Annotated in this window: 20 protein-coding genes and 1 pseudogene; 4 read left to right on the forward strand and 17 right to left on the reverse strand. The window is 71.9% G+C overall.

The annotated features are described in order from the left end of the window. Window positions 1-32: 32 nt before the first annotated feature. From AB0E91_RS01445 to AB0E91_RS01510, 14 genes and pseudogenes are all read right to left on the reverse strand, one after another. Window positions 33-392: an MmcQ/YjbR family DNA-binding protein gene (locus AB0E91_RS01445; protein ID WP_361773415.1), complete on the reverse strand. Its 360-nt coding sequence runs from the start codon at window positions 390-392 to the stop codon at window positions 33-35. Between the two features lie 340 nt (window positions 393-732). Continuing rightward, window positions 733-1303: pseudogene (locus tag AB0E91_RS01450) on the reverse strand (helix-turn-helix domain-containing protein). A 46-nt stretch (window positions 1304-1349) separates the two neighbouring features. Then, a complete protein-coding gene (locus AB0E91_RS01455; protein WP_361773418.1) occupies window positions 1350-2267 on the reverse strand; it encodes a LysR family transcriptional regulator in 918 nt (305 codons plus the stop codon). Between the two features lie 178 nt (window positions 2268-2445). After that, window positions 2446-3645 (reverse strand): glycine C-acetyltransferase, encoded by a 1200-nt coding sequence (locus tag AB0E91_RS01460; protein WP_361773421.1) that lies wholly within the window; start codon window positions 3643-3645, stop codon window positions 2446-2448. A gap of 65 nt (window positions 3646-3710) precedes the next feature. Further along, window positions 3711-4739 (reverse strand): L-threonine 3-dehydrogenase, encoded by a 1029-nt coding sequence (gene tdh, locus AB0E91_RS01465; RefSeq protein WP_161181388.1) that lies wholly within the window; start codon window positions 4737-4739, stop codon window positions 3711-3713. 263 nt (window positions 4740-5002) lie between these two features. Further along, window positions 5003-5578, reverse strand: coding sequence for a GAF domain-containing protein (locus tag AB0E91_RS01470; protein WP_361773424.1), 576 nt, complete (start codon window positions 5576-5578; stop codon window positions 5003-5005). Between the two features lie 174 nt (window positions 5579-5752). Further along, a complete protein-coding gene (locus AB0E91_RS01475) occupies window positions 5753-6352 on the reverse strand; it encodes an ATP/GTP-binding protein (RefSeq protein ID WP_161181386.1) in 600 nt (199 codons plus the stop codon). Next, window positions 6330-6701 (reverse strand): DUF742 domain-containing protein, encoded by a 372-nt coding sequence (locus AB0E91_RS01480; protein WP_361773427.1) that lies wholly within the window; start codon window positions 6699-6701, stop codon window positions 6330-6332. Before AB0E91_RS01480 ends, AB0E91_RS01475 begins: the two co-directional genes overlap by 23 nt. 2 nt (window positions 6702-6703) lie before the next feature. Then, window positions 6704-7138 carry a roadblock/LC7 domain-containing protein gene (locus AB0E91_RS01485; protein WP_161181384.1) on the reverse strand — a complete coding sequence of 145 codons (435 nt, stop codon included), beginning with the start codon at window positions 7136-7138 and terminating at the stop codon, window positions 6704-6706. An 86-nt stretch (window positions 7139-7224) separates the two neighbouring features. Continuing rightward, window positions 7225-9645, reverse strand: coding sequence for an ATP-binding protein (locus AB0E91_RS01490; protein ID WP_361773430.1), 2421 nt, complete (start codon window positions 9643-9645; stop codon window positions 7225-7227). A 334-nt stretch (window positions 9646-9979) separates the two neighbouring features. Continuing rightward, window positions 9980-10837 carry a dioxygenase gene (locus tag AB0E91_RS01495; protein WP_361773433.1) on the reverse strand — a complete coding sequence of 286 codons (858 nt, stop codon included), beginning with the start codon at window positions 10835-10837 and terminating at the stop codon, window positions 9980-9982. Window positions 10838-10926: 89 nt separating this feature from the next. Then, window positions 10927-11814, reverse strand: a complete 888-nt coding sequence (locus AB0E91_RS01500; RefSeq protein WP_361773436.1) for a citryl-CoA lyase — start codon at window positions 11812-11814, stop codon at window positions 10927-10929. Beyond that, window positions 11811-13007 carry a CoA transferase gene (locus AB0E91_RS01505; protein ID WP_361773439.1) on the reverse strand — a complete coding sequence of 399 codons (1197 nt, stop codon included), beginning with the start codon at window positions 13005-13007 and terminating at the stop codon, window positions 11811-11813. The genes AB0E91_RS01500 and AB0E91_RS01505 overlap by 4 nt, the downstream gene beginning before the upstream one ends. A gap of 90 nt (window positions 13008-13097) precedes the next feature. Next, window positions 13098-13940, reverse strand: coding sequence for an IclR family transcriptional regulator C-terminal domain-containing protein (locus AB0E91_RS01510; RefSeq protein WP_361773442.1), 843 nt, complete (start codon window positions 13938-13940; stop codon window positions 13098-13100). A 237-nt stretch (window positions 13941-14177) separates the two neighbouring features. Here AB0E91_RS01510 and AB0E91_RS01515 point away from each other — a divergent pair, with 237 nt between their 5' ends. Together AB0E91_RS01515 and AB0E91_RS01520 are read left to right on the forward strand one after the other, a co-directional pair. Beyond that, entirely contained in the window at window positions 14178-15629 is a 1452-nt protein-coding gene (locus AB0E91_RS01515) for an amidohydrolase family protein (protein WP_361773445.1), read from the forward strand. A gap of 100 nt (window positions 15630-15729) precedes the next feature. After that, window positions 15730-16872 carry a hypothetical protein gene (locus AB0E91_RS01520; RefSeq protein ID WP_361773448.1) on the forward strand — a complete coding sequence of 381 codons (1143 nt, stop codon included), beginning with the start codon at window positions 15730-15732 and terminating at the stop codon, window positions 16870-16872. 98 nt (window positions 16873-16970) lie between these two features. On the opposite strand, the gene AB0E91_RS01525 is transcribed toward AB0E91_RS01520, so the two are convergent. Continuing rightward, window positions 16971-17315, reverse strand: a complete 345-nt coding sequence (locus AB0E91_RS01525) for a barstar family protein (protein WP_361773450.1) — start codon at window positions 17313-17315, stop codon at window positions 16971-16973. Window positions 17316-17783: 468 nt separating this feature from the next. Between AB0E91_RS01525 and AB0E91_RS01530 the strand changes: the two genes are divergently transcribed. After that, entirely contained in the window at window positions 17784-18869 is a 1086-nt protein-coding gene (locus AB0E91_RS01530; RefSeq protein ID WP_361773453.1) for a glycoside hydrolase family 19 protein, read from the forward strand. A gap of 81 nt (window positions 18870-18950) precedes the next feature. Here the strand turns inward: AB0E91_RS01530 and AB0E91_RS01535 are convergent, their stop codons facing one another. Further along, window positions 18951-20144, reverse strand: coding sequence for an MBL fold metallo-hydrolase (locus AB0E91_RS01535; protein WP_361773456.1), 1194 nt, complete (start codon window positions 20142-20144; stop codon window positions 18951-18953). 182 nt (window positions 20145-20326) lie between these two features. Here AB0E91_RS01535 and AB0E91_RS01540 point away from each other — a divergent pair, with 182 nt between their 5' ends. After that, window positions 20327-21511, forward strand: a complete 1185-nt coding sequence (locus AB0E91_RS01540) for a Glu/Leu/Phe/Val dehydrogenase dimerization domain-containing protein (protein ID WP_361773459.1) — start codon at window positions 20327-20329, stop codon at window positions 21509-21511. A gap of 92 nt (window positions 21512-21603) precedes the next feature. On the opposite strand, the gene AB0E91_RS01545 is transcribed toward AB0E91_RS01540, so the two are convergent. Further along, window positions 21604-22389, reverse strand: a complete 786-nt coding sequence (locus AB0E91_RS01545) for an SGNH/GDSL hydrolase family protein (protein ID WP_361773461.1) — start codon at window positions 22387-22389, stop codon at window positions 21604-21606. Window positions 22390-22405: the final 16 nt, after the last annotated feature.

Below are 22405 nucleotides of genomic sequence, written 5' to 3' on the forward strand. Positions count from 1 at the left end.
GGCTGTCCGGTGCGACGGGGCGGGCGCGCGGATCAGCCCGCCCCGGGCACCCCCAGTTCCGGGTGTGCCTCCAGCAGCCGGGGCGGGGCCGCCTGGCGCCAGGAGTCGGTGAGGATGGCGCGCAGCTCCGCCTCGTCGTCCAGCGCGGCTATCCGGGCCCGCACCCAGGCGAACTGGGCCTCGTGACCGGCGATCCAGAACTTCCCCGGCTCGGCCAGGACCAGTTCGTCGCGCTCCTCCTTGGGGCAGCGCACGGCGATCGAGGTCTCCTCCTCGGGCAGCGTGGCGAACATCTTCCCGGCCACCCGGAACGTGGGCATGCTCCAGGCGATCTTCTCCGTCACCTCCGGCAGGGACAGGGCGATCCGGCGTACGTCGTCTGCGTCCGTCATGCCACGCACGGTAACCCCTGCCACTGACAGTCAGCCGGTGAGCGGATCGAGCGGTCCGAGCGGTTCGAGCGGATCGAGCCGCTTGTAGTACAAGGTCGTGGCGCGCGGGGTGCCGACCGTGTTCGTGGCGTAGTCGGGGCTCGACGCGGTGCCGGCCGTTGGGGAGGGCGGGGCAGGCGAGGCCGACGGTGCCGAGCACGCGGCCGGTGGCGGTGTGCTTTCCCTGATCGCCGCCGTCCGCGCGGCCGTTGTCGTCCACCGGCGGCCACCGTGTCGGTGAGCAGGTGGGCCAACTCGGCGGCGCCGTCCCGCACTTGACCGGCGTCCCACCGCAGCACCCTCATGCCCGTACCACCGCCAGCACATAGCGGGCCTCGTCCGGGCCCGCGCAACGGAACCTCGTCGGGCCGAAGACCCGCATCCGCAGACAGTCGCCGGTGGCGAGGCGGTGCTCGGTGCCCGCGTCCGTCACGTCGAGTGCGCCGGACAGGACCCACAGATGCTGTTCGAGGCCCGGCACGGGCGGGCGGGCGTAGGCGATGTCGGAGCCGGGCGAGAGCCTGCCCTCGACCAGTTCGCCGCGCAGGGCCGGGTGCGGCGGGGACACGGCCCGGCGGACGAAGCCGGAGGCGCGGTCCGCCCACACCCGCTGCCCCCCGGCGCGGACCACCGCGGCCGGTTCGGCCTCGACCTCGCTGAGCAGGTGGGACATCGTGCGGCCGTAGACGCGGCAGAGGCGGTTGAGGACGGCGGCGGTGGCGCTGGTCTCGGCGCGTTCGGTGCGCGAGAGCATGCAGGATCACACCGCTGCGTTCGGCCAACTCGTCCAGGGACCAGCCGTGTTGGGCACGCAGCGCGGAGAGCCTGGCGCCGAGGCGGGCATCGACGAGGTCGGGGGCTTCGCGTCTCACATCCGGGAAGCCATCCCCGATGTGAGACAGGGGAGTTACGGGCGCGTCACGCGGCCGAGTCGGCGGCCCGTGCCGCGCAGCCCAGCGCGTCCAGCACCGGGCGGATCAGCGGATGGTCCTCGGCGCCGCGTCGTACGGCCGCGAAGACGCGGCGGGTGGGGGCCACGCCGTCCACGGGGCGTACGACCACGCCCGTGAGGTCCATGCCGCGCAGCGCCGAACGGGGTACGAGCGCGACCCCCGCGTCCGCCGAGGCCAGCGCGACGACGGCGCGGAAGTCGTCGGAGGAGTGTTCCAGGCGGGGCTGGAAACCGGCGTTCTCGCAGGCGAGCACGACCACGTCGTGGCAGGGGTTCCCGGGGTACGGACCGATCCACGGGTCCTTGGCCAGGTCCGCGAGGGGGATGACGGGGGCGTCCGCGAGGCGGTGGGTGACGGGTACGACCGCGTCGAACGGCTCGGCGTACAGCGGGACATGGGTGAGACGCGGGTCGTCGGCGGGCGGCGCTCCCCGGTACTCGACCGTCACTGCCACGTCCACCTGCCGGTCCAGGAGCATCCGCAGGCTCTCGTCGCCCTCGGCGTCCTGGACACGGATGCCGATGCCGGGCGCGGAGCGGGCGAGCCGAGCCACGGCGGGCGCCACGACCCCGGCGATGCCGGTCGCGAACGCGGCGAGGGTGACCGTGCCGGCCTCGCCCTTGCCATAGGCGGCCAGCTCCGCCTCGGCCCGTTCCAGCTGGGCGAGGACCAGGTTGGTGTGGCCGAGGAGGATCTCCCCGGCCGGGGTGAGCCGTACGCCCTTCGCGCCCCGTTCCACCAGGCGGTGGCCGGTCTCCTGCTCCAGTGCGGTGAGCTGCTGGGAGACGGCGGAGGGCGTGAGGTAGAGCGCGGCGGCGGCCGCCGTGACCGTCCGGTGGTCGGCGACCGCACGGAGGATGTGGAGCCGCCGAGCCTCGATCATGAGGCCCATTATCGCAAGGGGCCGCATGTTTTCGGCCGCGCCCTGGAGGCGGCCCACATGTCCCCGGCCACCATGTCCGCGCGAGATGCCATATACGGGTGAGACAGGTGGCCGCCCCACTGCGCGCGGGGCGGCCACCTGTCTCGTTCAGACCTTCTTCGGGCCTTCAGCCGTCGGATCAGTCCTTCAGCGCGGCGCGGGCCGCCACGAAGGCGTCCACCGCGCGGTTGACGTCCTCCGTGGAGTGCGCGGCCGAGAGCTGGACGCGGATGCGGGCCTGGCCCTGCGGGACGACCGGGTAGGAGAAGCCGATCACGTAGACGCCGCGCTCCAGGAGCAGCTCGGCCATGCGGCCCGCCTCGGACGCGTCGCCGATCATGACGGGCGCGATGGCGTGGTCGCCGGGGAGGATGTCGAAGCCCTCCTCGGTCATGCGGCGGCGGAACAGGGCGGTGTTCTCGGCCAGGCGGACGCGCAGGTCGTCGGCGGACTCCAGCAGGTCGAGGACCTTCAGGGAGGCGGCGGCGATGACCGGGGCGAGGGTGTTGGAGAACAGGTACGGGCGCGAGCGCTGGCGCAGCAGGGCGACGATCTCGGCGCGGGCCGCGACGTAGCCGCCGGACGCGCCGCCGAGGGCCTTGCCGAGGGTGCCGGTGATGATGTCGACGCGGTCCATGACGCCGTGCAGCTCGGGGGTGCCGCGCCCGGTGGGGCCGACGAAGCCGACGGCGTGCGAGTCGTCGACCATGACCATCGCGTCGTAGCGGTCGGCGAGGTCGCAGATCTCGGCGAGCGGGGCCACGTAGCCGTCCATGGAGAAGACGCCGTCGGTGACGATGAGCTTGCGCCGCGCGCCGCCCGCCGTCGCCTCCTTGAGCTGGGTCTCCAGGTCCGCGAGGTCGCGGTTGGCGTAGCGGAAGCGGCCGGCCTTGGACAGGCGGATGCCGTCGATGATGGAGGCGTGGTTGAGGGCGTCGGAGATCACCGCGTCCTCCGCGCCGAGCAGGGTCTCGAAGACACCGCCGTTGGCGTCGAAGCAGGAGGAGTAGAGGATCGTGTCCTCCTGGCCGAGGAACGCCGACAGGCGGGCCTCCAGCTCCTTGTGGACCTCCTGGGTGCCGCAGATGAAGCGGACGGAGGCCATGCCGTAGCCCCAGCGGTCCAGTGCCTCGTGGGCGGCGGCGACCACGTCGGGGTGGTCGGCGAGGCCGAGGTAGTTGTTGGCGCAGAAGTTGAGGACCTCGCCGGGGCGGCCGCCGGCGGTGACGGCGACGGTCGCGGACTGCGGGGTGCCGATGACCCGCTCGGGCTTGTGCAGACCGGCGGCGCGGATCTCGTCGAGGGTGGCGCGCAGGTCGTCGCGCACGGAGTCGAACATGGGGTGGGCTCCTCTGAAGGTGCTGACGGAGTGGGGGTTTTCGCGATACCCGCCGGGTGCGGGGATTACGCGGTCCAGTCGAGGATGACCTTGCCGCCGGTACCGCTCGCCGCGTCCGCGAAGGCCGCGTCGAAGTCGCGGTAGTCGTACCGGCCGGTGATCACGGGCGTGAGGTCGAGGCCGCCTTCGAGTAGCACCGACATCGCGTACCAGGTCTCGAACATCTCCCGGCCGTAGATGCCCTTGATGGTGATCATCGACGTGACGACCCGGGCCCAGTCCACCGGGAACTCCTGCGCCGGCAGGCCGAGCATGGCGATCCGGCCGCCGTTGGTCATGTTGGCGATCATGTCCTGCAGCGCCTCGGCGCGGCCGGACATCTCCAGGCCGATGTCGAAGCCCTCGCGCAGGCCCAGCTCGCGCTGTCCGTCGGCGATGGTGGAGTGCGAGACGTTGAGGGCGAGGCTCGCGCCGATCTTGCGGGCCAGCGCCAGGCGCTCCTCGCTCACGTCGGTGACGACGACGTTGCGGGCACCCGCGTGCCGGGCCACGGCGGCGGCCATCAGGCCGATCGGGCCCGCGCCGGTGATCAGCACGTCCTCGCCGACCAGCGGGAAGGAGAGCGCCGTGTGCACGGCGTTGCCGAACGGGTCGAAGATCGCGGCCACATCGAGATCGACCGGAACACGGTGCACCCACACATTGGTGGCGGGCAGCACCACATATTCGGCGAACGCGCCGTCGCGGCCCACACCCAGTCCGATGGTGGCCCGGCACAGGTGGCGGCGGCCGGCCAGACAGTTGCGGCACTTGCCGCACACCAGGTGGCCCTCGCCGCTGACCCGGTCGCCGACGCGGATCTCGGTGACGTCGCGGCCGAGCTCCACCACCTGGCCGACGAACTCGTGGCCGAGCACGAGCGGGGTGCGCACGGCCTGCTGCGCCCAGCCGTCCCAGTTCCGGATGTGCAGGTCGGTGCCGCAGATACCGGTCCGCATGACCTTGATCAGTACGTCACCGGGCCCCACGGTGGGCTCGGGCACGTCCGTGAGCCAGAGCCCGGGCTCCGCCTTGTCCTTGACCAGCGCCTTCAACGCTACGGCTCCTGAGGGTGAGGCCCGGCACGCGGGCACACCGAAAGGGGCCGCACCGGGTCAGAGAGGTGGAATCACCCTGCAATCTGCCGTATGCGCGGGCCCGGGTCCATCGAGCTTTTCTTAACCGGAGCCTCAGCTCCACTTCACGCCTTGCGGGGACTGGGGCTTCGGGGCGGGTGCGGGGTTTCTATGACCGGTTTGGGCGCGACTCGTTCGGAGCAGCGGTGGGCTCGTCGGTGCGGGTGTGCCGTGCCGTCCGTTCAGAGGGGCAGGCCGTCGGCGGCCGACCGCTCGATGCGGCCGGTGAGTTCGACGGCGAGGGCCTTGATGGTGTCCAGGCCCGGCTGCCCCCACGAGCGCGGGGATGTGTCGGCCGCGCACACGGTGCCCAGCACCATGCCGGTGCTGTCGATGAGGGGTGCACCGAGATAGGAGCGGATACCGAGGTCGTCCACGACGGGGTTCCCGGCGAAGCGCGGATAGTCGCGCACGTCCTCCAGCACGAGCGCCTTGCGGCGGACCACCACATGGGGGCAGAAGCCGTGTTCGCGGGGCAGCACCCGGCCGATCTCGGGCCTGCTGCCGTCCTCGCGAACAACGGGGGCCACGACGGGACTGCTCAGCCCGGCGAAGAACTGACGCTCCTCGCCGATGAAGTTGACCATGGCGTACGGCGCGCCGGTGAGCAGGGCGAGATGGTCGGCGTAGACGTCGAGCGCCGGTTCGGGGCGCTCCCCGAGACCCATGCTGCGCAGCTTGGCCGTCCGGGCGGGGGCCTCCTTGTCCTCCGGGGTGAGCAGCAGGCCACGGACACGGCGGGCCGGCTCGTACATCATGACCGGGCTCCGTGACGGTGGGCGTACCTCATGGGGCGACTCCAGGGCTGTGTGCGGTGGTCACACGGGGGCGGGGCCCATGTGGGCTGGGCACGGGTGGGCTGAGAAAGTGTGGGCGGGGCGGGGAGGTCGTGCGTGGGCGGCCCACGTGTGGGCGGGACACATGTGCGGCGGTCACATGTGGGCGCTGTGGCGTGGCACGGGCGCGGGACTGTGGGCGATGAGGTGGCGTACGAGGGCGAGCAGGGTCTGTACGCCGGAGCTGGAGATGCGGGCGTCGCACGGCACCACCGGTGTCCCGGGGCTCAGATCGAGGGCCGAGCGCACCTCGTCGGGGTCGTAGCGGAAGGCGCCGTCGAACTCGTTCACGGCGACGATGAAGCCCAGTCCGCGTTCCTCGAAGAAGTCCACGGCGGCGAAGCACTCCTCGAGGCGGCGGGTGTCGGCGAGGACGACCGCGCCGAGGGCGCCCTCGCACAGCTCGTCCCACATGAACCAGAACCGCTCCTGCCCCGGCGTGCCGAACAGGTACAGCACGTGCTGCGGATCGAGGGTGATCCGGCCGAAGTCCATGGCGACGGTCGTCTCGACCTTGTTCTCGACGCCGTCGAGGTTGTCCGTGGCCGCGCCGACCGTGGTCAGCAGCTCCTCCGTGCTGAGCGGCGCGATCTCGCTGACCGCTCCCACGAAGGTGGTCTTGCCGACCCCGAACCCGCCCGCCACCAGGATCTTGAGCGCGGTGGGGAACGGGTCAGAGCTGTCGTCGTAATCCATCGAGCACTGCCTCCAGCAGAGACCGGTCAGTGGGGTTGTGGCGGAAGGCGGGGGGCTTGGTGGTGAGCGCCCCGCAGTCGACGAGGTCCGAGAGCAGCACCTTGGTCACGGCGGCGGGGAGTCTCAGGTGCGCGGCGACCTCGGCCACCGTCAGGGGCCCGCGGCACAGGTCGATGGCCTGGGCGTACTCGGGGCCGAGGTAGCCGAGCGGGGCGACTCCGGTGGCCATCACCTGGGAGATGAGGTCCAGGGCGATGGTCGGTTCGGTGCGGCCGTTGCTGACGGTGAACGGCCGCACCAGCCGCCCGGCCGCGTCGTCCAGCCAGGGCCCGTCGCCGGCCGTCGTCACGCTCAATGCCTCGTCGCCGGGGTGTCGGCGGCCTGCTGTCGGGGGGCGGTCACGAGGTAGGGGCGGACGCTCTTGACCAGCATCGCCATCTCGTACCCGAGCACGGCGGCGTCGGCCTCGCGTCCCGCGAGCACGGCGAGACAGGTGCCGGATCCGGCGGTGGTGACGAACAGCAGGGTCGAGTCGAGTTCCACGACGACCTGGCGCACGTCGCCGCCGTCGCCGAACCGGACGCCCGCGCTGCGGCCCAGCGAGTACAGGCCGGAGGCGAGGGCGGCCATGTGGTCCGCGCTGTCGGGGTCGAGTCCGTGCACGGACTTCACCAGCCCGTCGCAGGACAGGAGCACGGCGCTGCCGGTGTGGGGAACGCGCTGCACGAGGCCGCTCAGCAGCCAGTCGAGGTCGGTTGCTTGGGCGGTCGGCGCATCGCTCGCCATGGTGGATCGACTCCTTGGGGTACGAAGGTCTGCGGGAGCGTGGTGGGCGCGGGTCGGGGCGGTCGCGGGGCTGGGGCGGGGCGGCGTCATGCGGACGGGGGGCTCGCGTCGTGGTGGTCGGGGGCGGGGCGTGGAGTGGTCGGGGTGGGGGGTGTGTCCATGTGGTGGGGGGACGGGCCGGTGGGGATGGGCGGGGGGTAGGCGGGCGGGGGCGGGCTGGTGGCGGCGGTCGTGGGGCCCGGCAGCATGTGTGCCGACTCCATGTGCGTCGGTTCCATGTGCGTCGGCTCCATGTCCCCTGGCTCCGTTGGCGCCAGGTGCAGCGACACCATGTGGCTGGACACCATGTGGTCAGCGGCCGTGGGGGCGGAATCCATGTGTTCGGGCGCCATGTGGCCGGTAGCCGCGTGGCCGAGCTCCGCGTGCTCCGGACCCATGTGGCCGGCATCCGCGTGCCCAAGCTCCATGTGCTCGGAACCCCTATGCCCAGGCGCCATGTGGTCGGCCTCCAGGTGCGGAGACGACACATACCCCGGCCCCATGCGCCCCGTGGCCATCCCCACGGCCCCCTCCTCGGAGGGCGCCTCCGGGTAGCCGGACCCCGTCGTCTCCATGTGCTGCTGAGTCTCCGCCAGCCCGATCCCGCGCTGGAAGGCGGCCATCAGGCCGGGGTCGTGGCCTGCGACGGTGTCGCCCTCCTGGCGGGGGGTGGGGCCGCCGCGGAGTTGGGGGACGATGTGTTCCTGGGCGCGGCGGCGGGGCAGCCTGGGCCGCTCCATGGTGCCGCGCACCGCACTGCCGACGCGTGGGGTGGGGAGGTTACCCATGTTGGCCTCCACCATGGACCGGTCCTCGGCGCTGACGCCGGGTACCGCCTCGGCAGGGTTGGGCCGCCGCTCGTGGGCACCGCGCGTGGGCAAGGGCGGCGGTGTGCCCCCGACCCCACTCGCTCCCTGAGCGTGCCGCCCCCGCCCGGGGCCCGGCATCTTCCCGGTGCCTCCGTCAGAAACCCCCGGCGCGGTCCACGTACGACCGGAACGCCCGCTCTCCCCCGCGCCCGAGTCACGGCCCGCGTCACCACCGACCGGTCGCCCGGGAGGAGCCGTACCCTCACCACGAGCCACGCGCGGCTCGCCACCGGACGCACCGTCCGCCCCCGAGACGGGATCGGTCGTCGCGCCCGGCGCCAGGGAGGGCCGTCCGGCCGGGGCAGTCAACTCCCCGACCCCGGAAGGAATCTGGGCCTGCTCAGGCCCCCCTGCCTGCCCAACACCCCCCGCAACGCCGGACATCATCCCCGGCGCCGGTCCCAGCAGGGCCTGCGGGATGACCAGCACCGCCTGGACTCCGCCGTAGATGTTGGTCTGGAGCCGTACGCCGATGCCATGACGGCGGGCGAGTTGGGAGACGACGTAGAGGCCGATGCGGCCGTCGGCGAGGAGGCTGGCGACGTTGACCTGGTCGGGGTCGGCGAGCAGGGCGTTCATGCGCTGCTGTTCCTCCACCGGCATGCCGAGGCCGCGGTCCTCGACCTCCACGGCGAGTCCGGAGGTCACGAGGTTGGCGCGCAGCAGTACTTGGGTCTGCGGGGCGGAGAACACCGTGGCGTTCTCGACGAGTTCGGCCAGGAGGTGGATGACGTCGGCGACGGCGTGTCCGCGCAGTTCGCCGTCGATGGGCGGGACGAGTTTGACCCGGGAGTACTGCTCGACCTCGGCGATGGCGGAGCGCAGTACCTCGGTCATGTCGACCGGGTTGCTCCACTGGCGCCGGGAGACGGCGCCGCCGAGCACGGCGAGGTTCTCGGCGTGGCGGCGGATGCGGGTGGCGAGGTGGTCGACGTGGAAGAGGCCCTTGAGCAGGTCGGGGTCCTCGATCTCGTTCTCCAGCTCGTCCAGGATGGAGATCTCCCGGTGCACCAGGGACTGCAGGCGCCGGGCGAGGTTGACGAAGACCTCCAGTTTCTGTTCGCTGCCCGCCTGGCTGGAGAGCTGGGCGGCGCGCACGACGGCGGTGACGGCGCCGTCGTGCGCGCGGGCGAGGTCGGCGGCGAGGAGTTCGAAGTCGTCGGCGTCCTCGGGCGGCCTGCGGCGCGGTTTGCGCTGCGGGGGCGTCTCGCCCTTGCGCAGCGCGTCGACGAGCGTGCGCAGGTCGGCCTCGCCGCGCGCGGCGCCCCGGCGCAGCGCGCCGACGCGTTCTCCGACGGAGCGCGCGGCGCGGTCGGCGGCCACGGCCGCGATGGCGATGCCGGCGGCGGCCACCACGACGGCGCCGACGAGAACGGCCCAGAGGCCGAGGCTCGTCGGGACGCGGCTGGAGCGGACGCAGAAGACGACAGCGGCGCCCGCGCCGAGGGCGACGGCGATGGGTGGGAGCACGGCGAGTCGCATGAGCTGGGGCCGTATGTGCGTCTCGGGCAGCGCGGGAGCGGGTCGGGCGACCGGTCGCCCGTGCCTGCCGCCCTCCCGGCGGTCGGCACGGGTGGCCGGTGCACGGAGGTGAGACATCTGCGTCCTCGTACTGGTCCGTCGGGCCTGTCCTCGCGTGGTGCGCCCTGGGTGCACCACGCCTGGCGGTGTCGGCGGCACGGGGCGCACAAATGCCCCGCGTCGTCCGACGGACACTCACGGTAGTTGCCTGCGCATCCGGTCTGATGGGCAGTTGACAAAGTCACCCGGCCGACATCCCGCTCTGGTATGAGGCTTCGTACTGCAGACCGATAATGTCGTCGAATTCCCCTGCCAAAGAGAGAACATAGAGAAAAGAAAACAGTCCGACTCGATCAGAAAATGCCGTCACCGAACAGCACGGTCGAGGCCGGTCTCCGGGGCGGAAGAGCACTCATTCGGGTTGCAGGACGAAGTCGTACGTGGCGTGCAGATGCGGCTCCCCGACGGGGGCGCCGTCCGGCGCGGTCCCGGCCGGGCGCTCGGTGAACCGTACGATCAGCGGGTCCTTGGTGCCGAAGACGACATCGCTGTCGAGATAGTCGCCGCCCTCCTGGAAAAGGTGGGTGATCAGCTTTCGGTGACCGGGCTCGTCGATCAGGAAATGGATGTGCGCGGGCCGGAACCAGCTGATGTCCGTCCGGTGGATCAGATCGCCCACCGGACCGTCCATGGGAATGGCGTAACCACGTGGCGCGATGGTGCGGATGCAGTACGAACCGTCGTCCCGCGTACGGTATTTGGCGCGCAACCGCGCCTCGTCGATTTCCGGGAGCTGCGCCTCGTAAGCGCCGTCGGCGTCGGCCTGCCACACGTCGAGCACGGCGCCCGCGAGGGGCTTGCCTCCGGTGTCGGTGACCTTCCCGGTGATGTAGAGCGGGGTTCCGGGGAGGCCCTCGGACAGGTCGAACCCGTGGGGCACGGTGGGCGATCCGTCGATGTGGAACGGGCCGAGGACGGTGGCGGGGGTGGCCTCGGGGGTGAAGCGGTTGTTCAACTGGACCACCAGCATGCTCAGTCCGAGCACGTCGGAGGCGAGGATCAGTTCCTGCCGTTTGTCGTCGCAGGTCTGGCCGGCGTCGGTGAGCCACTGGATCGCGGCGGCCCATTCGTCCTCGGTGAGGCGTACCTCGGCCGCGAACGCGTGCAGATGGCGGATCAGCGCGGTCATCAGCTCGCCCAGGCGCGGGGAGTGGGCGGTGGCCCAGCGCTGGACGGCCAGTTCGGTGATGTTGTCCTCGTCGGCGAACACGGGTGCGGCCCTGCCTCTCTTGTCGCGTGGGTCCGTCCGTTCGCTGCGGCCCCGCGCGGCGCGGCTCACGGCACGCGGGGGGGCGCGGGTCAGTCCTCCGGTCGCGGTCCGGGGTGCGGGGGCCGTGCCAGGGGTTCGGGTGCGAACGGGTCGGGGGGTACGGGGGTGTTGTTGAGGTCCACGGACAGGAACACGTCGCGTGCGACCGGGTGGCGCAATTCCTCGGCGAGTTGACCGATCAGTCCGGCGGTGCGGGCCAACAGGGCGAATCCGCGCAGGAGTTCCAGGGGCAGGCCCAGGTCGGCGAGGGCGGCGCCGCAGACTCCGGCCCCGTTGAGGGGCAACGTCCGGCCGAGGACGTCCGGATGGACCCGGCCGATGGCGGCGAAGAGCGACAAGTGCGGCCCGAACAGGCCCTCTTCCTCCGCGATGCGCATCAGCCTCGGTGTCCGGGGGTCGCCGTCCTTGTGGACGTGGTGTCCGAGGCCGGGTACGAACTCGCCGGCCGCGCGGCTCTCGCGCACTGTGCTCAACGCGACCGTGTCCCAGCCTTGTTCGTCCTTCGGCAGGTCGCCGTCCAGGGAGACCAGGACGTCGTGGAGGAAACGGCCGGTGTCCTCGGTGACGCCGAGGAAGCGGGAGCCGCCGCCGAGCAGTCCGGCGGCGAGCGCGCCCTGCACCGAGTCGGGCGCGGAGAGGTAGGTGAGGCGGGTGACGATGGCCGTGGGGGTGAAGCCGTGGTCCGCGAGGGCGGCGAGGACGGCCTCGAACACCCTGGTCTCAGCGGGACTTGGGCGCCGCTGGGCGGCCAGCCAGAACGCGAGTTCCCCGAAGCCGACCGAGCCCATGACGTCCTCGGCCAGGTCGTGCCCGAGCAGGGTGATGCGCTCGGGGTCGGCGGCGCCGAGGGCGGTGGGGTAGGCGGGGCGCGGGATCCGCTCGGAGGTCCCTGCGCGGTCGGGGGGCGGCTCGGTCATGGCCGCTCGCCCTCGGGCTCGGCCAGCCACTTGCGCAACTCCGCACCGTGTTCGTCGAGTTCGGGTGGGGGAAGCCGGTACGTGGCGGGGGTGGCGGAGAACCGGATCGGGTGCCGGGTCGTGGGTACGGCGCGCTCCCCCTCGCCCACGCTGACCACCGGGTCGAGTCCGAAGCGCTCGGCGAGCGCGAATCCGCCGTCGATGGTGTTGATGGGCCCGCACGGCACCCCGGCCGCGACGAGCAGGTCGAACCATTCCTCGGCGCCCCGCGTCACGAACCGCTCGGTCAGCAGGGGGCGGAGTTCGTCGCGGTGGGCGGTGCGGTCGGCGTTGTGCGCGAAGCGGGGGTCGTCGGCGGTCTCGGGGATGCCCAGCACCGTGCACAGCTTGCGGAATTGACCGTCGTTGGCGGCGGTGACGACGAGTTCGCGGTCGGCGGTGGGGAAGGGTTCGTAGGGGCAGACGCTGGGATGGGCGTTGCCCATGCGGTAGGGCACGGTGCCGCCCGCGACGTAGGCGGAGCTGTGGTTGACCAGGCCGGTCAGGGCGGAGGAGAGCAGGTTGACCTCGATCAACTGGCCCTCGCCGGTGGCGTCCCGGTGGCGGAGGGCGGCGAGGATGCCGATGGCCGCGTGGTTGCCCGCCATGACGTCGAACACGGAGATCCCGGCGCGGTAGGGCGGCCCGTCGGGTTCGCCGGTGAGGCTCATCAGGCCGGAGACGGCCTGCACCATGAGGTCGTAGCCGGGTACGTCGCGTCCCGCGCCCGAGCCGAAGCCGGTGATCGAGGCGTAGACCAGGCCGGGGTTGTCCCGTCGTACGGTCGCGAAGTCGAGTCCGTACTTGGCCATGCCGCCGGGCCGCAGGTTCTCGATCAACACGTCCGCACGACGGGCGAGTTCGCGGGCGGCCTCGGCGTCGCGTTCGTCGCGCAGATCGAGGACGAGGGAGCGCTTGCCCCGGTTGATGCCGAGGTAGTACGTGGAGACCTCGCCGCGTACGGGGGGCGTCCAGGTGCGGGTGTCGTCACCGTTCGGCCCTTCGACCTTGACGACGTCGGCGCCGAGGTCCGCGAGGAGCATGGTGGCGTACGGCCCGGCGAGGACGCGGGAGAAGTCCGCGACCAGGACTCCGGCGAGCGGGCCCGCACCGGTCGTCGTCGGCGGGGCTTCCGGCTTGGCGCTTCGCGGCATCGGCCTCGCCTCTCTGTCCGCTGCGCGGACGTTCGTCCGCCAACGGATTCTGTGCGGACGGCGTCGGGGCGTCAAGGGGGCCGCACGCCGTCAAATCCGGGACGGAGAGGTGTCGTCGGGCAGCTTGGTCTCCGGTCGCCGGACCGTGTGGGGTGCGGTTTCCAGGCGGGCGAAGTCGAGGCTGATCTCGCCGGCGGCCTGGAGGAGGAGCGGCAGATAGTCGTTGACCAGGACGTCCGCGGGGGTCTCGGCAGCGTGCGCGTTGACGTTGACGCTCGCGATGACGCGCCCGGAGCCGTCGCGCAGCGGGGCGGCCACCGAGCGGATGCCACGGGCGAGCTGCTCGTCGGTCATCGCCCAGCCCCGCGCGCGCACCTCGCGCAACTCGGCCTCCCATTCACCGCGTTCGGGCCGCCACACCGGATCGAGGCCGGACCGGCCGGGCTCCGCGACGACACGGGCAGCCTCCTCGGGCGGCAGGGCGGCCAGCAGGACCTTGCCGAGCGAGGTGGGCAGGGCGGGGAAGCGGGTGCCGATCTGCACCACCAGGGCGACGACCTTGGGGACGGAGACCCGGGCGACGTAGACGATGTCGGAGCCGTCGAGCTGGGCGATGGAGCAGGACTCGTTGGTGCGCTCGACGAGCCACTCCAGGTGTGGGCGGGCCACATCCCACAGCCCCATCGACCGGGTGTACGCCACACCGAGGTCGAGCACACGTGGGGTGAGGGCGAAGCCGTTGTCCTGCTGGCGCACATAGCCGAGTTCGGCCAGGGTGAGCAGGATGCGGCGCGCGGTCGGTCGGGCGAGGCCGGTCGCACCGGCCACGTCGGTCAGTGTCATGACCGGCTGCCGGGGCCGGAACGCGGTGATCACCTCCAGCCCCCGGGCCAGCGCCTCGATGAAGTCGGGCCCGGTTCCCTCGCGCGGCATGGCAACCCCTTCTGTCCGTGTGCACTGTTCTGTCCGTGTGCGCTGTCCATATGAGGCCGTCCGTTCCCGGACGGTGTTCTCGCGGAACTGTACGCAGTATTGACACGGCACCGCCCCGCTGAACACCATCGGAGCGGACCGGTTGTCCGCTGCGCGGACAGTCGTACGGAATCCGTCCGCGAGGCGGCCGTACGCGGGTCCGCAAGGCCAGTCGCCCGCCGGGAAACGGGAGTTGCCGTGCCGATCCAGTCCGCTCCGTTCGAGCCGGGCCGTCCCTTCGTCTTCCGGGACGCCACGGTGCTGACCGTGGACCGGGCGCACCGGGTACTCCCCCACACCGACGTACTCGTGACGGGAGACCGGATCACCGCCGTCGGCCCGCGCCTCGACGTGCCGGAGGGGGCGGCGGAGATCGACGCGGCCGGCGGGATCGTGATGCCGGGCATGATCGACACGCACCGCCACATGTGGCAGACCGCCATGCGCGGCTACGGTGCCGACTGGACGCTGACGCAGTATTTCGTCTGGTACTACCTGGAGCACGGCAAGGTCTTCCGGCCCGAGGACATCCACGCCGGGAACCTGCTGTCCGCCGTGGAGGCGCTGGACGCCGGGGTGACGACGGTCGTGGACTGGTCGCACGGGCTGCGGACGGTCGACCACGCGGACGCGGCCGTGGACGCGCTGCGGTCGGTGCCCGGCCGCTTCGTCCTCGCCTACGGCAACATCCACCAGGCCCCGGCGGAGTGGACGGCGGCACCGGAGTTCCGCGACTTCGTGCACCGCCGCATCTCCGGTGACGACATGCTCGGCTTCCAACTCGCCTTCGACGTCACGGGAGATCCCGAGTTCCCCGAACTGCCCGCCTTCGAGGCCGCGCGCGACCTGGGCGTGGCCGTCACCACCCACGCCGGGGTGTGGGGCGCCACCGACGACAGCGGTGTCCGGCTGATGCACGAGCACGGGTTCATGACTCCCGAGACGGTGTACGTGCATGCCTCCACGCTCTCGGCCGACTCCTACCACCGCATCGCGGCGACCGGCGGTTCCGTCTCGGTCTCCACCGAGAGCGAGCAGAGCGCGGGCCAGGGCTACCCGACGACCTGGGCCCTGCGCGCCCACGGCATCCCCGTCTCGCTGTCGATGGACACCAGCGTGTGGTGGAGCGGCGACCTGTTCTCCGCGATGCGCACCACGCTCGGCGCCGACCGGGCCCGCGAGCACCTGGAGGCCCACGCCCGCGGCGAGACCGTCACCCATGCCGCGCTGCGTGCCGAACAGGTCGTGGAATGGGCGACGTCGGGCGGTGCGCGGGCCATCGGCAGGTCCGACGACCTGGGCAGCGTGGAGGTTGGCAAGAAGGCCGACCTGGTACTGCTGCGCAACGACCGCTCCCCCGTGTCGTTCCCGCTCCTCAACCCCCATGGCCACGTGGTCTTCCAGGCCCAGCGCGGCGACGTCCACACCGTGGTCGTGAACGGCCGGGTGGTGAAGTACGACCACCAACTGGTCGGCGTCGACCTGGCCGTCGTACGCCGCACGGCCGAACGGAGCGTGGAACACCTGCGGTCGGTCATCGGGGAGGAGGCGTGGGCCGCCGGGATGAATCCGGACGTGCCCGAGACCAAGGTGCTCGACAACCCGTACACCTATACCGATTACCGCAGTTCGGGCACCCGGCCCCGCTGACGCGCACCGTGATCCGTACGTGATCAAGACCCCGTACTCTCCGCCAGGTCGAAGCCGATCGAAGCCTCACGGCACTCAACATCCTGGCGGGGAACGGAAGATGACGTACAGACGCGCGGTGCTGCCCGCGGTGGCCGGCGCCGTACTGCTCACACTGTCGCTGTGGTGGGCGGGGGCGAGTGCGCAGGCGTTGCGGCTGCCGGGGGCGGGCACCATGCTCGATCCTCAATCAGCCCTTCAGATACGGCTGTTGCTGGGACCGTGGTCGTACGATCCGCCGTCCGAGATGCTGAGCGGCGCCGCGTACGGCGACCTCTACCGCACCGCGATGCAGATCAGATACGTCACGGTCTTCGTGGTCTTCCTCGCGGGCGCGCTGTTCCTGGTCCGCAGGCTGCCCCCGGTACGCCCCCGCACCCCGGCCCTCCTCCTCGCGGTGTGGACCTGGAGCCTCGTCGCCGGGACACTGGCCGCGCTGGTGTCCGCACCGTGGCTGATCTCCTCCCGGGGGCATGGCAGCTACCGACTCCTGCCCCAGCTGGCGAGCGCGATCGCCTCGGGGCAGCAGCTCACGGTGTTCGCGGGCCTCCTGGCCTCCCTCGGCACGGTGCTGGTCGCCCGGACCGCCGCCAAGGACGCCGAGGGCTTGGACGGCGCGGAGGGCGCTGAGGAACCGCCCCGCCGCGAGGTCGCGCCCCGCGCCGCACGCCTGTCCGCGAGCGTCGGCACGGCGGTCGTCGCGTTCTCCCTGATCGTCCTGTCATACGAATCCGTCGCCGCGGCGATCCAGACCTCGTTCTACGACGGCGGCATGTTCTCCGAGCCGGGCGACCTGCTGCGCCAGTGGCTGCTCCTCGGCTTCTGGACGTCCCCCACGTCGACCGCCCTCACCGACTGGCTCCTCTACCGCCTCCTCGACGCCCTCCTGCTCGCGGTGGTGTGGTGGTCGCTACGGCTGCTCCCGGGGCTCCTCACCCGCGTCACCGTCCCCGCGATGGCGCTGTGCGGCGTCTGCGCGACGGTGCTGGGCCTGCTGGCGAGCCAGGTGGCCGGCCTTCCGCTGAACAGCGACGCGGCGGCCTGGGGGCCGTTGTACGTACTGGGCCGGCTGGGCGGTGGCGTTCCGGCGGCGATCACGTTCGGGACGGTGGCGGGAGTGGCCGCAGTGACGGTGTTGCGGATGGCCGACCGGAGGGAGACGACCGAGGCACCGGGGCCGGCGGAAGGGGCGGTGGAGGCGTAGCGGGTCGACGAAAGTCCGTCCGCGCCGACGCCGAAAACCCCCCAGGTCGGCCGCCCACTGACGCCCACCCCACGCCATGCCGGGCACGCCCCTCGAACTCAAGCGATCGCCAGCACGACCGCCAACGTCGAGTCGTACTCCTGCTGCCGCCCGGCCAGGGACTCCAGCACCTGCTGCGCGCTCTCCCACTGCTCGGGCTGGGCCTTGGCGTAGCCCTGCCAGCCGATGACGATGAGCAGTCGGCCCGGTACTTCCGGTCCCCAGCCGATGTCACCGGCGGCGTCGGTGAAGGCCTGCCAGTTGCGGGCCGCCGAGGCCGGGAGGTCGAGGGCGGGGAGGCAGCGCTCCATGAATCCGGCCTGGTCGGTGACGCCGGCCAGGTCGAGGGGGATGATCTTCCAGCCGGCCTCGTGGACCACCTGGGCGAGTGTCGCTTGGGGCATGTCCGTACCGCCTTCGGCGTCCGGTTTCTCCCCGCCGCCGCGGGAAGCAGGTCGATTTCACCCATCATGCCCCACGGTGAGCGATCCCTCACGAGGAGCCGGTTCCGCCCCGCATCCCCCGCGGAACGACGACAGCGGCGGGCCACGGCCCTACCCCGGAACCGTCCCACCCGCAACCGCGGCATCCCGGAGTCACCTCACACCTTCGCGAAGACATGTGACCGGTAGCACCTCCCGCCCCGTTCCCGCAGGTCCAAGCCCCTTCCGGGCACGACGAGTTGACTGAACCTCACCCGTTCATTCACAGGCGACTTGACTGGTCCATACCAATGCGATTGAGTGCGGCCCACACCCCCCACGGCCACCCCCACCCGCCTTGTCCGGTGCCACTGGCGCCCGCGCGGGAATCCCGGCCCCGTCGTCGCACGCTGCCCGGGTACGGCCGTTTCCTGCAAAGGAGTTGACTCTGTGTCGAGACGACACGTCTCCGCCGCGCTGACCGCGCTCGCCCTCGCGGTGACCCCGCTGGTCATGTCGGCCCCGGCCGCGTCGGCGGCTCCGGCCACCGCGGCCGCGTCGTGCGCGAGCTACCCCAGCTGGGTGGCGGGCAAGTCGTACGCCACCGGCGACATCGTCCGTTACACGGACGGCAAGACGTACATCGCCGAGCACGACAACCCCGGTTACGACCCGGTCATCAGCACCTGGTACTGGGACCCCTACAACTGTGACGGCGGCGGCGGTGGTGGTTCGACCACGTGCGCGAGCTACCCGAGCTGGGTGGCGGGCAGGTCGTACGTCACCGGCGACATCGTCCGTTACACGGACGGCAAGACGTACATCGCCGAGCACGACAACCCGGGTTACGACCCGGTCATCAGCACCTGGTTCTGGGAGCCGTACAACTGTGACGGCGGCACGACCAACCCCGTCGGCAACTTCGTTGTCAGCGAGGCCCAGTTCAACCAGATGTTCCCGAACCGGAACTCGTTCTACACCTACAACGGCCTCGTCGCGGCCCTGAACGCCTTCCCGGGCTTCGCCAACACCGGCAGCGACACCGTGAAGAAGCAGGAGGCCGCGGCCTTCCTCGCCAACGTCAACCACGAGACCGGCGGTCTGGTCTACGTGGTCGAGCAGAACACGGCCAACTACCCGACGTACTGCGACTGGAGCCAGTCCTACGGCTGCCCGGCCGGCCAGGCGGCGTACTACGGCCGAGGCCCGATCCAGCTCAGCTGGAACTTCAACTACAAGGCGGCCGGCGACGCCCTCGGCATCGACCTGCTGCACAACCCGAACCTGGTGCAGACCGACGCGGCGGTCGCCTGGAAGACCGGCCTCTGGTACTGGAACACCCAGTCCGGCCCCGGCTCCATGACCCCGCACAACGCGATGGTCAACCAGGCCGGCTTCGGCCAGACCATCCGCAGCATCAACGGCTCCCTGGAGTGCGACGGCCGCAACCCGGCCCAGGTCCAGAGCCGCGTGGACGCCTACCAGCGCTTCACGTCGATCCTCGGCGTGACGCCCGGCGGCAACCTGTCCTGCTGACAGCACCGCACACACCGCGACCGCGGCCCTCCCGGGCCGCGGTCGCGCCATGTCCCGGGCACTGCCCCGGAGGGTCCGGACTCAGCGATCGGTTGCCAGGTTCAGGTTCTCGTCCCGCGGTTCGGCAACCGGTTCCAGCACAGCGCCCTCGCGCCAGGGCCGCGGAATGGGGCGGGACACCGTGCGCCACCACGGGTCCGTCGGGATCCGGCCCGCCGGTTCGAAGGGCTCGCCGGGGCGCGGGGAGGCCACCGGCTGGTCGGCCTCGCCGGAGACGTCCCTCGTCCACTCCCCCGGCTCCGCCCAGGCGTGCATCGCCAGGTTGAAGGTGCCCCAGTGGATCGGGAGCAGGACGCCGTGCGGGGTGCCGCCCTGGAGGTCGAGGTGGGCGCGGAGGCCCTCCTCGGGGGTCATGTGGATGTCGGGCCAGTACGGGCTGTAGGCGCCGATCTGGATCATGGTGAGGTCGAAGGGGCCGTAGGCGGTGCCGATGTCCTGGAAGCCTTCGAAGTAGCCGGTGTCGCCGCTGTGGTAGACGCGGTGTTCGTCGCCGGCGACCACCCAGGAGGCCCAGAGGGTGTGCTGGGTGTTGCGCAGGCCGCGGCCGCAGAAGTGGCGGGCCGGGGTGGCGGTCAGGGTGAGGCCGCCGACCTTGGCCGACTCGTGCCAGTCCAGTTCGCGCAGGCGGTCCGGGGAGACGCCCCAGTGTTCGAGGTGGGCGCCGACACCCAGCGGGACCGCGAACAGCGTGTCCGTGTCGGCCAGCGCCTTGATCGTGGGCATGTCGAGATGGTCGTAGTGGTCGTGGGAGATCACCACGACGTCGACCGGACCGAGCGCGGCCAGCGGCAGCGGCACCGGGTGGAGGCGGCGCGGGCCCGCGAAGGGGAACGGCGAGCAGCGCTCACCCCACACCGGGTCGAACAGGACCCGCTGCCCGTCGATCTCCACCAGCACACTGGAGTGGCCCATCCACGTCACCCGCAGGCCCGTGGCCGGCGGCGCCGCCAGGTCGGCCAGGGTGGTGGGATGCACCGGGATCGTCCCCCGAGGGGCGCGCGCGGGGCGGGTGTCCTTGTCGAAGAACGCCTTCGCCAGGTCCAGCGCGGAGCCCGAGGGCCGCGTGCTCGCTGTACCGCCCGGGTTCTGGAAGACGCCGTCCTTGAAATGGGGCGACCGGCGAATACGCGCGAGGCGCTCACCGCTCGGTTCCGCGCCGAAGGCCGCGGGCTGTAGAGCACGGAGCCCTTGGCTCTGGGAACGCAGGCCGGTCACGGTACCTCCAGGTGGCGGCGGATCGGTGGTGCCTCATTATGGGCGGCACCCCCGGCGCACAGGTCCGCCGGGGGCTGAGTGACTCAGCCGGGACAGAGAAACGTCCGGTGCGGCGTCGCTATTCCCGTCCCGGCCCGGATTCCCGTCCGGACAACCGGCCCCCGATCCCAAGGAGCACCCCCTTGACCACCCCCGCCCCCTTGATCTCCCTCACCTGGACCGACCACCTCACCGGCCGCCGCGGCTTCCTCGTCGTCGACCGGCTCGTCCGGGGTGTCGCCAGCGGGGGCCTGCGGATGCGGGCCGGGTGCACGCTGGAGGAGGTCACCGGGCTCGCGCGGGGCATGACGATGAAGGAGGCCCTGCACTACGACCCGACGAGCCGGTACGTGCCCCTCGGCGGGGCGAAGGGCGGGATCGACTGCGATCCGCGCGACCCGGAGGCGTACGGGCTGCTCGTGCGGTACCTGCGTGCCATGCGGCCGTACATCGAGAGCTGCTGGACCACCGGCGAGGACCTCGGGCTCACCCAGGACCTGGTGGACCGGGCGGCGACGGAGGCGGGGCTCGTCTCCTCGGTGCAGGCCGTGTACCCGTTGCTGGACGACGAGCCCGCCGCCCGCGCCCGCCTCGCGGCCGCCTTCGAGGTCGAGGTGGACGGGATCGGGCTGGACGAGCTGGCGGGCGGCTGCGGGGTCGCCGAGGCGTGTCTGACCGCGCTGGACCGCGCCGGAACGCCCCGTCGCGGTACGCGAGTTGCCGTGCAGGGGCTGGGCACGATGGGCGGGGCCACCGCCCGGTTCCTCGCGCGGGCGGGCCTGACCGTCGTGGCCGTGGCGGACGTCAAGGGAACGATCGCCAACCCCTCGGGGCTGGATGTGGGGGCACTGCTGGCGGCGCGGGACGCCCACGGGACCGTCGACCGGGCCGTGTTGCGGCCGGGCGACCGCGAACTCCCGGGCGACGCCTGGCTGTCGGCCGACGCCGAGATGCTGGTGCCCGCCGCGGTGTCGTACGCCATCGACACCACCCACCAGGAACACATCAGCGCGCGCTGGATCGTGGAGGCGGCCAACATGCCCGTGCTGCCGGAGGCGGAGGCAGCGCTGACCGCGCGCGGGGTGTGTGTGCTGCCCGACGTGGTGGTCAACTCCGGAACGAACGCCTGGTGGTGGTGGACCCTGTTCGGTGACATCGGCCCCGACGCCGAGGAGGCGTTCGCGCATCTGCGCCGGTCGATGCGCGCGCTGACCGGGCTGATGCTGGACCGCGCGGAGGCGGACGGTACGACCCCGCGGGCCGCCGCGCATGCCCTGGTGGCCGACCGGCTGCCGGTGATCGCGGAGCGGTACGGCTGGTATCGCTGAGCGGGGCCCGGGCGGGTACGGCGCACATGTGGCCGGCACCTATGTGTGCCGACCACATGCGGACGCAAACCTGTCCTCACACCCTCAGAGCTTCACGCCACCGAAGCGATCCGCATCTTGATGTCCGCCGGCGACAGCCTGCCCTTCGCCGTCACATGGTCGCCGGAGGACTCCCCCCGCAGCCTGCGGCCGATCCACGGCACGAGGTGCTGGCGGGCCCAGTGGACGTCGTCGCGGCGGATCTCCAGCGTGCCCCGGGGCGGGAGCGACGGCCACGCCTGCTCCGGATCGGCCGGGATCTTCACGCCGAGGGCCTGTCCCGCGCGCAGGGCGACCCGGGTGTGCCCCTCGGGCGAGAGGTGGAGCCGGTCGTCGTCCCATGCCCTGCGGTCCTGCACGGACTTGAGGGACCACAGGTCGAGCACGGGGCAGTCGTACCGGTCGGCGATGGCGCGGACATGCCCGTTGTAGGTCGCAATCTTGCCGCGCAGATGCTTGAGCAGCGGCACGCCGCGCGTGTCGAAGCCGGTCGCCACGAGCACGGTGCCCGCCGACGCCGCGAGCAGCGCCACCGTCTGCTCGAACCGCTCGGCCACGTCGTCCGGGTCGGTGCCGGGGCGGATGATGTCGTTGCCGCCGGCGCAGATGGACACGAGGTCCGGGGCGAGCCGGGCGGCCTTGGGCGCCTGGTCCGCCGCGATCTGGTCGAGCAGCTTTCCGCGCACCGCGAGGTTGGTGTACGTGAAGTCGCCTTCGGGCCGCCGGTCGGCGAGGAGTACCGCGAGCCGGTCGGCCCAGCCCACGAACGCCCCGTCGGGGCCGGGGTCGCCGACGCCCTCGGTGAAGCTGTCCCCCACCGCCACGTACGACCCGATCATTGATGTGTTGTCACTC

Source organism: Streptomyces sp. NPDC026659 (assembly GCF_040638245.1).
Taxonomy (GTDB): domain Bacteria; phylum Actinomycetota; class Actinomycetes; order Streptomycetales; family Streptomycetaceae; genus Streptomyces.